General features: G+C 41.7%; 20 protein-coding genes. 3 read left to right on the top strand and 17 right to left on the bottom strand.

Annotation, left to right across the window (positions count from 1 at the left end; translation table 11 throughout):
• Positions 1-80 precede the first annotated feature (80 nt).
• From GLW00_RS04680 to GLW00_RS04630, 11 genes are all read right to left on the bottom strand, one after another.
• Positions 81-845: an STAS domain-containing protein gene (locus tag GLW00_RS04680; RefSeq protein ID WP_160911645.1), complete on the bottom strand. Its 765-nt coding sequence runs from the start codon at positions 843-845 to the stop codon at positions 81-83.
• Positions 832-1485 carry a cobalamin B12-binding domain-containing protein gene (locus GLW00_RS04675; RefSeq protein WP_335808442.1) on the bottom strand — a complete coding sequence of 218 codons (654 nt, stop codon included), beginning with the start codon at positions 1483-1485 and terminating at the stop codon, positions 832-834. Before GLW00_RS04675 ends, GLW00_RS04680 begins: the two co-directional genes overlap by 14 nt.
• A gap of 11 nt (positions 1486-1496) precedes the next feature.
• Positions 1497-1865 (bottom strand): hypothetical protein, encoded by a 369-nt coding sequence (locus GLW00_RS04670; RefSeq protein WP_160911642.1) that lies wholly within the window; start codon positions 1863-1865, stop codon positions 1497-1499.
• Entirely contained in the window at positions 1862-2167 is a 306-nt protein-coding gene (locus GLW00_RS04665; RefSeq protein WP_160911640.1) for an antibiotic biosynthesis monooxygenase family protein, read from the bottom strand. The genes GLW00_RS04670 and GLW00_RS04665 overlap by 4 nt, the downstream gene beginning before the upstream one ends.
• Positions 2168-2377: 210 nt before the next feature.
• Entirely contained in the window at positions 2378-3184 is an 807-nt protein-coding gene (locus GLW00_RS04660; protein WP_160911638.1) for a VLRF1 family aeRF1-type release factor, read from the bottom strand.
• An 87-nt stretch (positions 3185-3271) separates the two neighbouring features.
• On the bottom strand, positions 3272-4492 hold the full coding sequence (locus GLW00_RS04655; RefSeq protein ID WP_160911636.1) for a hypothetical protein: 1221 nt from the start codon (positions 4490-4492) through the stop codon (positions 3272-3274).
• Positions 4479-5702 carry a DUF58 domain-containing protein gene (locus GLW00_RS20880; RefSeq protein ID WP_160911635.1) on the bottom strand — a complete coding sequence of 408 codons (1224 nt, stop codon included), beginning with the start codon at positions 5700-5702 and terminating at the stop codon, positions 4479-4481. Before GLW00_RS20880 ends, GLW00_RS04655 begins: the two co-directional genes overlap by 14 nt.
• A complete protein-coding gene (locus GLW00_RS04645) occupies positions 5699-6646 on the bottom strand; it encodes an AAA family ATPase (RefSeq protein WP_202412353.1) in 948 nt (315 codons plus the stop codon). The genes GLW00_RS20880 and GLW00_RS04645 overlap by 4 nt, the downstream gene beginning before the upstream one ends.
• A gap of 200 nt (positions 6647-6846) precedes the next feature.
• Complete coding sequence (locus tag GLW00_RS04640) at positions 6847-7752, bottom strand: glycine betaine ABC transporter substrate-binding protein (protein ID WP_160911633.1); 906 nt, start codon at positions 7750-7752, stop codon at positions 6847-6849.
• Between the two features lie 188 nt (positions 7753-7940).
• The gene (locus GLW00_RS04635) at positions 7941-8117 is read right to left on the bottom strand and encodes a YfhD family protein (protein ID WP_160911631.1); all 177 of its coding nucleotides are present in this window, start codon (positions 8115-8117) and stop codon (positions 7941-7943) included.
• 210 nt (positions 8118-8327) lie between these two features.
• A complete protein-coding gene (locus GLW00_RS04630) occupies positions 8328-9497 on the bottom strand; it encodes an MFS transporter (RefSeq protein ID WP_160911629.1) in 1170 nt (389 codons plus the stop codon).
• A 333-nt stretch (positions 9498-9830) separates the two neighbouring features.
• On the opposite strand from GLW00_RS04630, the gene GLW00_RS04625 reads away from it, so the two are divergent.
• Positions 9831-10589: a TrmB family transcriptional regulator gene (locus GLW00_RS04625; protein WP_160911627.1), complete on the top strand. Its 759-nt coding sequence runs from the start codon at positions 9831-9833 to the stop codon at positions 10587-10589.
• Positions 10590-10631: 42 nt separating this feature from the next.
• On the opposite strand, the gene GLW00_RS04620 is transcribed toward GLW00_RS04625, so the two are convergent.
• Together GLW00_RS04620 and GLW00_RS04615 are read right to left on the bottom strand one after the other, a co-directional pair.
• Positions 10632-10871, bottom strand: a complete 240-nt coding sequence (locus tag GLW00_RS04620; protein ID WP_089651410.1) for a hypothetical protein — start codon at positions 10869-10871, stop codon at positions 10632-10634.
• 66 nt (positions 10872-10937) lie between these two features.
• Positions 10938-11534, bottom strand: coding sequence for a serine/threonine-protein kinase (locus GLW00_RS04615; RefSeq protein WP_160911625.1), 597 nt, complete (start codon positions 11532-11534; stop codon positions 10938-10940).
• A gap of 136 nt (positions 11535-11670) precedes the next feature.
• On the opposite strand from GLW00_RS04615, the gene GLW00_RS04610 reads away from it, so the two are divergent.
• On the top strand, positions 11671-12054 hold the full coding sequence (locus GLW00_RS04610; protein ID WP_160911623.1) for a hypothetical protein: 384 nt from the start codon (positions 11671-11673) through the stop codon (positions 12052-12054).
• A gap of 37 nt (positions 12055-12091) precedes the next feature.
• Here GLW00_RS04610 and GLW00_RS04605 read toward each other — a convergent pair whose 3' ends face one another.
• Together GLW00_RS04605 and GLW00_RS04600 are read right to left on the bottom strand one after the other, a co-directional pair.
• Positions 12092-12352, bottom strand: coding sequence for an alpha/beta-type small acid-soluble spore protein (locus GLW00_RS04605; protein WP_335808435.1), 261 nt, complete (start codon positions 12350-12352; stop codon positions 12092-12094).
• Positions 12352-12552 carry a YozQ family protein gene (locus tag GLW00_RS04600; protein WP_237417411.1) on the bottom strand — a complete coding sequence of 67 codons (201 nt, stop codon included), beginning with the start codon at positions 12550-12552 and terminating at the stop codon, positions 12352-12354. Before GLW00_RS04600 ends, GLW00_RS04605 begins: the two co-directional genes overlap by 1 nt.
• 126 nt (positions 12553-12678) lie before the next feature.
• Here GLW00_RS04600 and GLW00_RS20445 point away from each other — a divergent pair, with 126 nt between their 5' ends.
• Positions 12679-12816 carry a hypothetical protein gene (locus GLW00_RS20445; protein ID WP_167356006.1) on the top strand — a complete coding sequence of 46 codons (138 nt, stop codon included), beginning with the start codon at positions 12679-12681 and terminating at the stop codon, positions 12814-12816.
• An 11-nt stretch (positions 12817-12827) separates the two neighbouring features.
• Here GLW00_RS20445 and hpaB read toward each other — a convergent pair whose 3' ends face one another.
• The gene (gene hpaB / locus GLW00_RS04595; protein WP_160911620.1) at positions 12828-14267 is read right to left on the bottom strand and encodes a 4-hydroxyphenylacetate 3-monooxygenase, oxygenase component; all 1440 of its coding nucleotides are present in this window, start codon (positions 14265-14267) and stop codon (positions 12828-12830) included.
• Between the two features lie 144 nt (positions 14268-14411).
• Positions 14412-15704, bottom strand: coding sequence for an isocitrate lyase (aceA, locus tag GLW00_RS04590; RefSeq protein ID WP_160911618.1), 1293 nt, complete (start codon positions 15702-15704; stop codon positions 14412-14414).
• Positions 15705-15712 lie beyond the last annotated feature (8 nt).

The following is a 15712-nucleotide window of genomic DNA, read 5'->3' as shown; positions in this document are numbered from 1 at the left end:
TCATTCTTTAACGTTTTTTTATGAAAGAATGATCTTTGCACATATAAAAACCCGCTTCCTATATATAGGAGCGGGTCATTCTAGTCATTGCAATATTTTTTTAAAGCCTGATGCAGAGAGTTCATAAACGTAATTTCTGATGAAAAATGAATCGACTGGATACGTTTCACCTGCTCCGGGCGAACCCCGGTGATAATGACTTCAGAACCCATATAACATAAAGATGTCATTAAGTTTTTCAATAATTGAGCTCCATCCCCGTCGATTTGGCCTACTGCCGTAAAATCAAAAAGAATTCTCTCAATATCCCCGTGTTGGGTAGCTTGCAGCAATGGCTCTTCAACTGTGTACATTTTATCAGCTGTAATATGGCCAAAGAGCGGAATTAATGCGGTTTCTTCTGTTAAGCGGATAAACGGAGCGGAAAGTCGGTTTCCATGCTGGATCGCATCTTCCAATTTCTCTTTTTCTTCAAGCAGCTGAAAGTTAGTATCGTTCAACCGGGACCGCAATTGATCCATGGTTTTAGTCACTTTTGATAGCTGTTCATCTTTTGGAATGATCAACACTTCTGCATACAAATCATTTTTCCACTTCACATGCATATCGCATGTGATTGGATTCTGCCCTTCACCTGAAGGTTTAATTGCGATTTCTATTGAGAGTTTATGAACATCAGGGGTGACCCATTTTTTAATCTTAGACAGGCTCCCTTCATCCATAACATCTAAAAGGTTGTCCACTTCGCCGAACATCTCAACAGCTTCATCCGATATGGATTCAACTTTAAAATTTTTATTGATTATGACGTGTGGCAAAGGAAAGCTGCGTTCAACTCGTTTCATTGATCGTTTCTTCCCTTCCTTCATTGAACCAACGTTTCAGATGATCCAGATCCTTAACCACCATCACTTGTTCAGATTCAAATTCTTTCAAGTCGTATTTTTTTACTATTCTGCCGCCAATCATAATCAGCGGATTCCATTCTAATTGAGAAAAACGTTCCAACAACCTCTTGATTGTTTTTAAGCGATAAGGCAATGCCGCTGATATCCCGATGACATCAGGCCGGTACCTTTCTATTTGAGTGAAAGAGTGGTCCAAAGGGAGGTCCGGTCCCAGATAACGCACTCTCCACCCATGGTCTTTAAACGTATCTGCCACCATTTTCAAACCTATATAATGCTGTTCTTCTTCTACACCGAATAACATAGCTTTGAAGTTCTTTTGGTGTCTTCTACTTACAGGACCACTTTCCGAGTCGATTTTCGAGAGCACGAAGTCGCAAATGGCTGTAGCCAGATGTTCGTCCGCAACGGATATTTCATTTCTCTCCCACAGTTCTCCAACATAATACATGGCGGGAGTAATAATATCTTCATACAAATAAGCCCTCGGATGCTTTTCTAATAAAGTTTTTATATAATCTTCTGCCCCTTGTTCATCTCCTTGAAGGAAATAATGAGCTAAAATTTCGTGTTGCACGTCCAAAGTATTCACCTCTTTGAAAGTGTATGCAAATGTTGTAAAGCCTCGTCCAAATATTTGATATAACACTGTTTTTCGTCCTCGTCCACAACTTCCATGTTTTTAAGAAGGCGCACGAGCCGTTCATAATTATCAATAATCAGTGAAGTAGGTACTTCCCTTGATGTAAGCACCGTATTCAGCCATTTCGTGTAATCCATAAAAAAATCGACACTATCCATCTCATAGGCCGCTTGTAAATGATCTAAATGATGGAAGTTATCTTCTTCGGTTCGATCTCTTCCGTTCTGACCGAATTTTTCCCAAAGGTATGGGTAAGCCTCATAAATTTCATCTGCTACTAATTGAACCAAGCGACTCTGCTCAGACTTATTCACGTGGCGACCACCTCATATTTAGATACCTTCGGCACGATCCCTTGAAGTTCCTGATCGGGATATTGCTTCTCTAATTCATGGATTTTCTTGAACTGCTCACTGCGAGCCCATTTGAGATAAGCTTCTTTAGACTCCCATTCCAAGTGCACCGTCAGTTCACCAGGTTTCCTGTCGTTCTGCAGCAATTGAAAGGAAATAAAACCATCCGCCTGGTCTACAAGACGGGATCGTTTTCTATATATATCAATTAAATCATCTGCTTTATGATCTGGTACCTTCACCATAGAATCTACGACGAACATGTGTCATTCCCCAATCTGATTTATTTTCATTAAATAATATTTTATCATACCTATTTCTTATATGTATAATGTTAAGATTCTCCTTGGATATGAAGAGAGATAAGGGATAGGTACACCGTAAGAGACCCCGTCTCATAAGAAAGCTCTAAGCAGTGAAGCCGGAGACATAAAAAAGGTGCCGGTCTTAAACCAGCACCCTTCTTTCTCATGCTATTGTACAACTTCTTCAAGAACATGCATCTCTTCATGGTCTAGAAGGTTTTTGTTAATCATTTCTTCCGCTTCTTTATTCATATGGTCCTGCAGGTCTTTCAGCTCCTCTTTATCACCCACAAGATAGAAGCGCTCCCAACCGTAATCTTTAGCTAGTTTATCAATCTTAGGAGCTACACTCTTGTACCAACGATAACGGTTGGCTTCGAAACGCTCTTGGAATTGATCTCTCTTGGAAGTTTTGGCTCCACCAGATCCCATGGAAGGCTGAGCACGGTGTGGACCTTGGTGCTGTCTCCAATCTTCCGTATCCAGATCAAGTTCAAACAATTGTGTATCATTCAACGACCCAAGTTGTGCATCAATCAATTTGATTTGGTTTTTCTGGGTTAGAACGATTCCTGTTTTAGGAAACTTGTTCTGCATCTCTTTCAGTTGATCCAGGACAGGGGTTTCTTCCCAGTAAAATTCTGTTTTTACAGGCATTTGGAAACGTTCAGCAAACCATACCGTTTCATCACCGGTAGCGAATAAAACAACACTTTTAGCAAAGTTTTGTTCATTTTCTTCTATGAATTGCTCAACTTTTTCTTTTACTGCCCAATAGTTTCTCTTTTCGTCAGAATCTCCATCCTTCTGAAGATAGGATTCAAAATTATTCAAACCGTTTTTCAAATGGATCTTCCATTCTCCCCCTTGTTGATCAGGGTCGGAAGGGTCGGTGTTTAGATACATCGTAAATACTTTTTGTGGTTTTTCTAAATGTACTGCCTCTAGTTTCTTTATTTCTTTATTTAAGTCCATAAAACAGCGACTCCTTTCAAGAATTGTAAATCGAATCTATACTGTATGTTTCCTGAAAAAGAAGTGCTTAAACTCATTTCCTGAAGGTCATTGCTTTTTCTCAATGATTTTTTGTCTTAGTTCTTTCAACTCAAGCTCAAATTGCTCTTTTTCATCGCCCGTTAACGATTGACCGCCATACCGCACTTTTTGATAAAGAACCGTAGACTCTATCTCAAGCCCAATTCTATGAAACCAGTCCTCCAGGGATTCGTTTGAATATCTGCCATATCCATTTCGTTCAGCAAAATGTTCAAATATGCGAAACTGCTTTCTTACCCATCCTTCTGTCCGGGATCTATGAAAAGGAAAGGAAGAGAAAGTTTTCTTTTTATCTCCTTCCTTATGCGCATAATACTGATAGTTGAGAGCATCAGAGCTCGTTTCCATATCCATAGCCGCCCTTTTTCTTAAGAAGAAAAAGATGACAATGGCTATTAGAAGGGCAACAACAATCAGGACAATGGATCCTGTTTCAATAGCACCAGCTACTTTTTGAATCGTTTCTTGGTTGCTGTCATTCATTCGCTGGAGGTCTTCCTGCCTTTCTTGAGAAGAAGTCTCGATTTCCGGCAGAGAACCTTCCTCCCTAGGCTCTATCTTGGAAACATCAAGACCTATTTTGGCAAGGAGTGTCAAAATCCCGTTGACCCCTACAAGAAAGGTGTACGAGATTCCACTCCAAAGCGCTCCCATCCATGATCGTAGAAAGGGAAAAAGAAGCAGTACAACGGAGGTACCGGAGATTAATGAGAGGAAGAGGACAAAGAGACTTTTCCCCGCTCCTTTTCTCTCCCTTTTGTCTACGTTGTAATAGTGGGAAAAAGCATACCCTACCCACGTGACAACATATAAGGTAATCAACGCGTAGACAAGGTCCCAGGACCGGAAGAAAAAAATCATAATAAAAGTAAGAATCGACGTGTACAAAATTAATGAGAGTTCATGATTCAAACCAGGATCAGTTTCGTGACGGTAATACCTCCAAGCTAGAAATGATCCGACAATGAAACCTAGTAATAAACTTGCTCCCCCCAAATAAGCAATGGCTACAATTGCAGTTATACTAATAAGATAAGGGGAAAAGCCTGGCGTCCACTTTCTAATAAGAAAAAACAGAACGATGCTAACGATCACATAGATGCAATAAAGAATATAGGAGAGAGATACAGACGTCCACTGAATCAAAGGAAAAAGTAGCACGAAGAAAAGCATGGATTCCCCAAAAGTCTGATATACAAAAATGATATTCCTTTTACCTTCTACCATATTCAAGCCCCCTTCCTTGTAATGCAGGGCGTAAATAGGCCGACGATCCATGCATCTGTACTTGAAGTACTTCAGTGCCTTTAGATTTCCAGTCTTTTAACTGATCTATGGCTCCATCGGGGATTTCTCCCACTATGAGAACAACTTTACTACTTAAGCCACGCGGCCCGAACCAATGGAAAAATTGGTCCATGGGCAGGAGCCGTTGTTCTTTATCAATCCGTGCCAACATTTCCAGGGATTGACGTAAATGAACGTTGCCCTCCCCTTTTTCTTGATAAAAATAAGGATGCCTTTGAGGTTTGCGCATGTTAATAAACATTTCATAGGGGTAACCTCGCTCTGTAGCTGTATAGCACAAGTAGCACGCGTAGGATAATAATGACTCAAGGCGGGTAGACAAGTGTTCATTGCCCAGTCTCGTTTGTTCAACTACGTTGACGATGATCGTCCAACTCGCATCCACCTGACGCTCCAAAACTTTCGTCTTCAAAGTTTGTGTTTTCGCACTCGCTTTCCAGTGAATTTTATGAAAGGGATCTCCTTGTTCATAATCACGTGTTCCAACAGGGGTAAGAACATCTTCATAGGGAGAAAAATTTGCACGTTGTTCCCCAATAGAAGGATGAATATATTCGTTGACACCGTGGACAACTTCCGGTGATGGATAAACGATAAACTCGGTGCGATGCGTTTTTTTATACCACATTTTGATAGGAGTGAAATTCAGTAAGTGGGGAAATCGGAACGAGATATTCCTTGCCTTAGTGACCCCGCGTGTTTCAGCTCTCATTGGAATCTGAATGATGGACTCTCCACCACTCATTAAGGAAAAGGGTAATTTATAAGAATAGGTATGATTCAATTCATTCATCCTTCCCCCTCTACTACTTACCATTTTTCCTGTTTCAAAGGACAACGTTCCGTTTAACATAGGAATCTTTGAATAATTGTTCACATGGATCTCCCATTCTGCCTCATCTCCCGGAAACAACCGAACGGAATGTTTAACGTTGTGCAGCTCAAAATTCGAACCACTGTAACGGTCGAAGATCTTACTCCCAAGTATAAATATAATGAGAAGCCCTGTAGGGAAATAAAAAATCGGCTGATTGATGATGAAGCCCACCAATCCGGTGAGGATTACCGCTGCCCAGACACCATCATAAAACCGTCTTCCCAATCCTAGTCGCTTTTCCCAATCAATCACTGGACCGAACCTTCTTCTACCGGAACAGGGACCTCCTGGATCACTTCCCGGACCACCTGGCTTTTAGTTTTTCGGATAGCTCCCTCCATGGAGAGAACAACACGGTGCTCTAATACATAAGGGGCCAAGAATTTCACATCTTCGGGGCGGACAAAATGATTCCCTAACAGTAACGCCCGGGCCTGACTCGCTCTCATGAAAGCGAGAGCTCCCCTCGTACTGACCCCTAAATCAATATTCTCATTTTCACGTGTCAAACGTACAAGATCCAAAAGGTAATTCAGAGTATCTTCAGCAATAGAGATATCTTTTGCTTGTTCACGGAGTTGTAAAATTTCTCCTAAGGTGATTTGCGGCGTGAGTGTTTCGAACGGTTCATCTTTTTGATAGGTTCTTAATATGTTTTTTTCTTCTTGCTGCGCCGGGTATCCCATATCAATTTTGAATAAAAATCGATCCAATTGGGCCTCTGGGAGAGGAAAAGTCCCATGGTTTCCTTCCACAGGGTTCTGAGTGGCAATAACAAAAAGTGGTGGGGCAATTTTTAACGTTTCTCCATCCACCGTCGTCTGCTTTTCCTCCATGACCTCAAGCAAACTGGACTGAGTCTTCGGAGTCGCTCGGTTAATCTCATCTGCGAGTAGAACATTCGTCATTACCGGACCTTCTCGCAGTTCGAATTCTTGTGTTTTAGGATTGAAAAATTTGATGCCTGTGACATCACTCGGGAGGACATCCGGCGTGAATTGGATCCTTGAAAATCGCCCATCCATCACTTTAGCGAAACTTTTAGCTAACTTCGTTTTCCCAGATCCAGGTACACTTTCGAGAAGTGCGTGTCCATCTGCAATAATAGAGACAAACAATAGTTCCAGAACCTCATCTTTACCGAGGATCACCCGGCCTATCGTTTCCTTCGCTTTTCTTATTTTCTCTATACTCATTATGTAAAGGGCTCCTTTGTACTAAAACTTCAGTTACCCATTATACCAAATTGTGTTAGATAATTCTTTCAATTCAGATGATTCCCTTTTCCTCTGTCTTTTCCAACTCGAGGATTGTGTTGCGAGGCTGATTCATGAGTCGCTGATCAATCTGGGTAGCTAAAAAAGCCCCACTCTTAGAGGAGCGGGGCTTTGGTGTATTATTCTTTTGTCCATTCATCGATAACGTCCTGGTGCTCATCAATCCACTTCTGCGCACCTTCCTGGGCATCGCCAGCTTCATTGATGCTGGCCATGAGACTGCCCAGTTCATCATCATTCAACATAAAGTTGTCAAACCACTTGACCACTTGAGGCTGATCCTCTTCCAACCCTTTACGGGCAGCATAAGAGATATTTTCGGAATCCCCATAAACGTTTTTAGGATCTTCAAGGAACTTCAGGTCCATTTCAGAGAATACCCAATGTGGCTTCCATAGAGTCGCAACGATTGGTTCTTCACTCTCAAGAGAACTCTTCAACTCTGTGATCATCGTCGGCTCTGAAGATGCTGCCAGCGTATAATCCAAATCATATTCGTTAATCGCGTCTTCTGTTAAAGACATAATACTTGCGCCTGCATCAATCCCTACGATCTGTTTGTCAGGAAATGCATCGGAACCTTTCAAATCTTCAATGGAATTAACATCTTCCATATAACTGGGTACAGCCAGGCCTAATTTTGTACCTTCATACCATGTTTCGCGCCAGTCGATATCTTCTTTATATTTTTCGTAAAACGCCTTGTCTGTGTTCGGGAGCCAGATTTCCATACCGATATCAAGATCTCCACTGGATAAGGCTTCATAAAGGAAACCTTTTTCTACTTGCTCCAGCTCAACAGTGTATCCTTTCTCTTCAAGTACAAGTTTCCACATATTCGATACGGCAACGTTCTCCGCCCAATTGTTCATACCAATTCTTACTGTTCCTTTTTCTTCAGATGTTTCAGCATTTTCTCCTTCGTCACCATTCGATGCATCTTCACCGGATTCTCCGCCACAAGCAGCTAATGTCAACAGAATTCCAAGAAATACAGCTGGTAACCATTTACGCCATTGTTTCATAACCAAATGACCTCCTCTAAGTATTTATACATTCAACTATGTGATTCCTGTTATAAGCACAACTCAGAATTATACCATGTAGTAATTTTAGTTCAAACATTTTAAACTGTACAAAATGTATTTATGCATGAATATTCCACACCAGGTCTTCCAAATTATGGATGACCTGGTGTGGCTATTTTTACCAATTATTGTTTTTTGTGAGCTCGGCGGTCTGCAGCTTCCGCTCTTTCTTGAGCGATTTTATCTTCACGATCCGCTAATTCTTCAGAGAACTCTACATCAATGTTCTTCTGATTTTTAGGAGTTTGAGGTAACTTACGCTTTTGTTTCCCTTTGTTCTTACGGTGTTCGTCTCTACCCATGTCATTCCCCTCCTTTTTAGTTGGAACAATGATAGTATTTTTCTATTCGCCCAAAAATATTCTTCAGATAAACCATCAGAATCCTTTTGTTCTTTCTAATCAACACATTTATGAGGTTCACACACTTTTTACAAAAAGTTACCACAAAGGAAATGAAACTCGGATAAACAAAAATCCCACCGTGTCCGGCGGGATTTTGTATTATTGTTATTATTGCTGCATGGCTTCCTGTTCATACGTTTGCCGCCCACGTGTAATGGAAAAATAGGCGGTGGCCAGTGCGACAAGCACGAAGAATCCTCCAACTGTAGCGTTATGAATAACGGAACTCTGCTCAATGACAATTCCACCGATGGAAGAACCAAAAGCAATTCCGAAATGTAACGCAGAATTGTTCAGGCTTTGCTGAATATCTGACGTTTCAGGCGCAGAGGAAATCAGATAGTTTTGTTGTGCAGGTGTTACTGCCCAGCTCAATGCACTCCAAATCACCATCACCATTAAGAATAAGGGAAGGGAGAAGGTAACATGTGGAATGGTGAAAATAGCGACCGCAAAGACGAGGATAATGCCTAGAATGCTTCTTTCAGATCCGAATTTGTCTGATAAGAAACCTCCGACTCCTCCCCCCATCACCGCAGCAACACCGAAGATGAAGTAAACGATACTCACCCAGGTCCCGTTCATCCCCATTTCCGATTTAAGAAATGGAGTCAGGTAAGCATACAAGGCAAGATGTCCGGTCAAAAATAAGAACGAGGTCAGCTGTGCAGAAAAGATTTTTTTATCTTTCAACGTCCGTAATTGCTCTTTCAAAGAAATAACGGGTTTTGGAGCAATATTCCCCAGAGAAAACCATACAGCTACAAAGGAGAGCATACTAAGTACACTAATCAGTAGAAAAGGAGCTCTCCAGCCAAAGCTATTGCCTATCGTCAGTCCAATGGGAACTCCAAGTACAAGAGAACCACTGATGCCCATAAAGATGGTACCTATCGCTCTCCCTCTATACTCTTTAGTCACAATGGCAGAAGCAATCGTCACAGCGAGAACCACAAGCAACGATCCGCTCGCTGCAGTTAAAACCCTAGCTAGCATGATTGTGGCATAATTCGGACTCAAGTAGGCAAGCATGTTTCCAAAAAAGAAAATAACCAGTGTGATCAGCATTAATTTTTTCCGGTCAAACCGAGCGGTAGCCGTAAGTAAAATCGGCGACGCCACCCCAAATACCAGAGAAAAAATAGTGATCAGCAGTCCTGCTTGACCAAGGGTAATACCAAGATCATCAGCCACAAGGTCTAAAATCCCACCGATAATCAATTCTACGGTTCCGACAACAAACGCAACAAGTGCTAACAAATATACTTTTTTATTCATAATTGCATGACCCTTTCTATTAGGTTACCACTATAATGGTAACCTAATAGAAAGGGATAAAACAAGAGGAAATGTTTACGTTTTTCATTCCTCCATGTATTCTAAATCTAAAGCATCAATAAAATGATTCCATTACACCATAGCTCCCATTTCTTGAAGACTCAGTTTCGAGATGTTCGTGTGATTCTAGGGGCTACGGCAAAAGGTTCGCTTTCCATAGCCCCATCCACTCAACAAACTTCTCGAAACTGAGTTTTCAACAATCCTGCCGTTATATTGAATAAGGTTATTTTACAACTAACCTAAAATCGTTCACAAAAAGCGAGGTACATGATGTTACAGAAATTCGGATTTACTCAGTATGAAAGCCAAGTTTTTGAAGTCCTTACAGCAAGTGAGGAACCGATGGATGCTACATCCATCGTCAAATACTCGCAAGTCCCTAAATCGAAGATCTATGAAGTCCTTCAGCGCCTTGTAGAAAAAGGGTTGATTCTCACTTCATTTCAAGAAAGGAAAAAACTCTACACGGCCCTCTCACTGGAAACGACGATCGAGAAGCTGACCACTGAATTTCAAGCCAACATCGACGAAATTAGAAATACGAACTTTAAACTTCACGATTCGGATGAACGGGTATGGACCATTCAGAATGATGCTTCCATCAAAGCTTTATTAAAAGAACGGATTCAAACCGCAAAGAAGGAAATACTCGTTACCGGATGGAGCGATGAATTAGCTTCCTTTCTCCCTCTCCTGGAAGAAAAAAAGAAAGAAGGCATCAAAGTAGAGCTTCTTTCTGTCGGTGAACTGGATTCAGGAAAGCTGCATGCCCATGTCCTTCTTCCTGATGAAAAACACGATGCCCTTGAAAGGCACAAGCTCATGATCATTGACCACGAGGAAATTTTATTTGCGGGCGTGGAGGGGGATGCGTTTCAAGGCATTCATACCTTGTCCAAACCATTAGTAAAATTCTTTACGGAATTCTTCTATCATGATGTCGCCTTGACTGAAATTACGAAGAAATACGAGAAAGTACTTATGGCCGATAAGGAAATCAAGGAAATCCTCATGAAACTAAGATACTGATTTTCCAACATAAAAAAGGCGCCCATCCTGGACGCCTTTTTTCTATACCTTTTCTACCACATAGGCTTTCTTTTCACGGAAATACTTCTCTCCGTCTTCAGAGGAATGTTCAAAAAAACCTTCAAATGCATCGACAACTTTATACTCCCTTTCAGGTTCTGTGAACAGTTGTGAATCATTGTTGGAAAGAACAAGTACATCAGTTGTGGATACAAAACTGTCTAACTCTTTTGCCTTGTAATTTTTACCGACTTCTACATCACTTAAACGATGTTGGGTCATGATTACATTCCACCTTTCTAGTTCAGGGTTTTCCCAGAAAAATGGATGATCAAACAACAGACCCTTCTAAATCGGCAACAACCGTTTGCGGTACAAACGGATGATGAACTCTATAAAAAATCTCGGGAATTTTTTCGGTACATAGCGGCGCTGGTAAAAAGTCTCATAAGCTTTTTTTAAGTCACGCCAATGCGGACAATCAAACTCCTGCGTGAAACGGACCACATCAATTACTTTCACTTCACCGTCAGTAGTGAGAAGGATGTTCTTCAAATGGGTATCAGATGGGTTAAAGCCTAAGCGGCAGGCAAATTCCAGCGCCTCATCTACACGTTGGACCATCTCTTCTGTGATAGCCACTCCATTGACGAGGCAGTCATAAAAAGTGATTCCTTCCACGTACTGCATGGTCAAATACCCTTCTCCTTTTTCATAAAAAGCTGGAAAAAACTCATGGTTATTCAGCTTCTCGTATACTTCCCCTTCAATGTGTGCCAGCTCTTCGTAACCAGGATAAAAAATTTTTATCGCTAAGTCTGTTCCTTTCAACCGGTAGACCACGGCACTTCTTCCCTGACCAATCCACAGGAACTCTGGGGGAACACCGATGACACGGTCCCCGTCAAACTGCACTTTTCCAACCAAATCTTTGATATTCCCCATAAAGATTCTCCTCTATGAAAAAGCCATTTTATTTATATCATTATACCAAAATTTCAGAAAAAGAAGCGTATTTTTGTTTGACATTGATAATCATTATCAATTATTATTGTTTTATCACCTTGAAAGGAGAATGGCTATGGAGAATACCTTAACCGTTCTACAAACGTTCACTTACGAAAAAGGCAATCAAGAATGCACGTGCCACGAAATTATTGAATTCAACCAAGGCGATCACCTTCACATCCTGGAGGATCCCTTTTATGTAGACCATGCAGGCTGGTATATCGCGGTTAAAAAAAATGATGCCGATCCTTTTTACATGTCCATTCCTTTTATCGATGAAAAATATGAAGACCGTTCCCTTTATACAGAAATGGACATGGAATTAGCGATTCTTGTGCATCAATACCAGATTGACCAGTCTCTTATAAATAAAAATAAATCTGCATTCCTAACCCATAAAAAAGAACTTGATCAATTAATGATGATGCATCCAAAACACCTATTAGCCAATAGATAATAACGAGTGTGAAAAAAGAGGCGCTGTTCGGCGCCTCTTACTTTTGATCTTGTTCCATTTGTTGTTGAGCTCTGCGAATCAATTCTTTTACCATACGGCCGCCAATCTGTCCTCCGATTTTACCTGCATCCCTCGTAGATAAATCACCATTGTCACCTTTTTTCAAAGGTATTCCTTGTTCCTCTGCTACTTCATATTTCGTTTGTTCTGGAGAGGATGAGTGTAGGAGATCGGCTTTCAGCTGATCGAGTCCTGCCCTTGCTTCTGGAACAAGCAGTTTATTTCTTCGGGCCATCATCAGTCACGCTTCTTTCCTTTTTTAATACCTTCACCCTTATGGCTGATCAACTGACCATTTTCATCCACTTCATCAATTTTAGCATCGTACGTACCCTCTGTGAGCGTGTCGGATACTTGCTCCTGGGTAATGGATAAGCCCTCGGAACTGAAGTCGTCGCTATTTTGATTACGATTACGTTTCATTTGATTTTTCTTCATACCTGAATCCTCCTTTTCGCTTAGCCTTTGCATGTTTGATCAGCCCATTCGTTGTAAGCTTTTGCCTGTTGAAAACATGGATAAAAACCGGGCTTTACTGCAAAATAAGCGTTAGGAGGTGTGCTTATGAGTAAGAAAAGCAATGCATTCAAACGAAATGCCGGCAACACAGTAAACCCACAGGGACTTTCTGAAGATGTGGCAGATCAGCAACCTCGCTCTCAGTTAGAACAAAAAGCAAAAAAAGCGAATGCTAAACGATAAAAAGCTGACATTTATTTGTCAGCTTTTTTTGTTAAGAAAGGTTGGATGGTTTCTAGTGCTTTGGTGTCATCATAAAGTTGATAAATGGTTTGCGAAAGCCGTACAGGATCACCGAAGAAGAATCGTTCATACAAGGTTTGCCTCGAACCAAAACTGCTCATCGTCAAATCCCAGGCTAACCGAAAAAGGGAGACACGGTCTTCTCCTTTCACTTCGACCCCTTGCAGATAATGATTAAGCTGTTCTCCGACTTCTCCTTCAAAATCCGCTTTTTGTGGAATGGACATCATGCCGCTGGCTCCAAGAACCTGAAGGATCTCAGCAAACCTTGGATACGATTCTTGAAATTGATTAACAGCCACATATAACGATTGTTTTGCAGGAACCATAATTCCTGAAGCATCAACGGCCGCTTCTTGTTCTGATTTGATGACAAGTGCCTTCATGACTTCTAACCCTTTGACTATTTCCACAACTTTACTTTGAACATGTTGGTAATCCCCAATTTGGATGGTATCAACAATTCCTTGAGCGATTCCTAAAAGAAATTCCGTTTTTATAATTTGCCGTGAAACAATTTGATGTAAGGTAAAAGGAACAAATTTCCCCTGCACATACATACGGGTAGCTGCCCTTATATTATCGTGTATGAAAACACGGTCCCATGGTACGAGAACATCATCAAAAATGACGATGGTATCCATCTCTTCGAAACGTGACGATAAAGGATAATCATAAGATGACCCTTGATTAGCAAAGGACTCTCTGCATACAAACTTTAATCCTTTCGTGTTGCTGGGGATAGAAAAGCAGTAGGCGTGTGCATTATCCTGAGCACCAGGAGCGGAAAAGACAATGATCTCATCCGTTATTCCTCCTTGCGTTGCCAGAAGTTTGGCTCCTTTAATGATCAGGCCTTGATCGGTCCGGTCCATGATCCGAGCATTGGTGACATCCTCTTCCAGGAACGCTAATTTCGACCGGTTGCTTTGAGGGTTAACAAAAGTATGGGTGAACGACAGATCCTTCTCTCGAGCATATTCATAAAATTGAAGAAGCCGCTCCGGATGACAATTCTCTTCTCCATCCAATACATCTATAGATGCAGCGAAAGCAGCAAGCACCGTGTTCATATAATCCGGGCTTCTTCCCATTACACCTCCTGAGTGAAGGGCCCACCGTTGAATCATTTTCCTCCTTCTTTCCAAATCACCCTTCGTTTTTGGAATTAAGTAAGACAACCCTAATCGGTTTCCTGTCGTTTCAGAGGAAAAAGTCATATCCTTTTGATTATCATATTGAAGATCGTAGAGTTCTGCCTGACTGCGGATAGCCCCTTTGAAAGCGGGATGTTCAGAAATATTGCCCGTCACTTTATTTCCACCCACCCAGACTTCCGCATTCATTGCATCCATTCGTTTTTTATATTCTTTTCCTGAAATCACCGGCATGATATCACTCCTGATTTTCACAATCACTGAAAATAACTGATATCATACCATATTAATTTGGTGGAGAATTGTGATTTATGGACAAAAAAAGAAACCCCCGGAGAGTCACACTCCAGACGTTTCTCCCTAGCATGCACGCTTTTTTTATGAAGGGCTGGCGGTTTCAGAATTGAATTGTTCAGTTTCTGTGGAACCTTTCAATGCCGTGGTTGATGATGTTCCACCTGAAATTACTTGAGCGACTTCATCAAAATATCCTGTTCCAACCTCACGCTGATGTCGTGTTGCTGAATACCCGTGAATTTCACTTGCGAACTCTGCCTGCTGAAGTTCCGAATAAGCTTCCATCCCACGATCTTTATATTGACGAGCAAGTTCGAACATGCCGTGATTCAAGGCATGGAACCCTGCCAATGTAACGAATTGGAACTTGTAGCCCATTTCCCCAAGCTCCCGCTGGAAATTTGCAATGGTCTCATCATCCAACTTCTTTTTCCAGTTGAAAGAAGGAGAGCAGTTGTAAGCCAGGAGCTTTCCAGGATATTGCTCATGAATGGCTTCCGCAAAACGACGAGCTTCATCCAGGTTAGGTTCTGATGTTTCACACCAAACAAGATCAGCATATGGCGCATAAGCCAAGCCACGTGCAATCGCCTGATCCAATCCAGACCTTGTTTTGAAGAAACCTTCAGCTGTTCTCTCTCCAGTAATGAATGGCGCGTCGTATGGGTCCACATCACTCGTGATAAGATCGGCTGCATTCGCATCGGTTCTTGCTATGATAATCGTTGGAGTGCCCATCACATCCGCAGCAAACCTTGCGGAAATCAAATTTCTAACCGCCGTCTGTGTCGGCAAAAGGACTTTTCCTCCTAGGTGACCACATTTTTTCTCTGAAGAAAGTTGATCTTCAAAGTGAACGGCTGCAGCACCCGCTTCAATCATTCCTTTCATCAACTCGAACACATTCAGCTGCCCGCCAAAGCCTGCTTCAGCGTCTGCAACTATAGGCGCAAACCAGTCAATGTCCTCTTTTCCTTCCATATGATGAATTTGATCCGCTCTTTGCAAGGCTTGATTAATCCTTTTCACCACTTGAGGTACGCTATTTGCCGGATATAAGCTTTGATCAGGATACATATGTCCTGAGAGGTTGGCATCAGCAGCCACTTGCCATCCACTCAAATAGATGGCTTTTAATCCTGCTTTCACCTGCTGCATCGCCTGGTTTCCTGTCAAAGCACCCAGCGCGTGGACATAATCTTCCTCGTTCATTAACTTCCACAGTTTTTCGGCACCTTTCTCCGCTAAGGTATGCTGAATATCCATGGACCCTCTTAACCGAATGACTTCTTCGGCTTCATATGGTCTTTGCACTCCGCTCCATCGACTCTCATCCTGCCACTGGTGATGCAACTTTTCTACACGCTCATTCATGTGAAATC

Origin of the sequence: Halobacillus litoralis (assembly GCF_009856445.1) — a bacterium.
In the GTDB taxonomy this organism is placed as follows: domain Bacteria; phylum Bacillota; class Bacilli; order Bacillales; family Halobacillaceae; genus Halobacillus; species Halobacillus litoralis.
The sequence above is the reverse complement of the archived record's forward strand: the minus strand, read 5'-3'. Positions and strand labels throughout refer to the sequence as shown.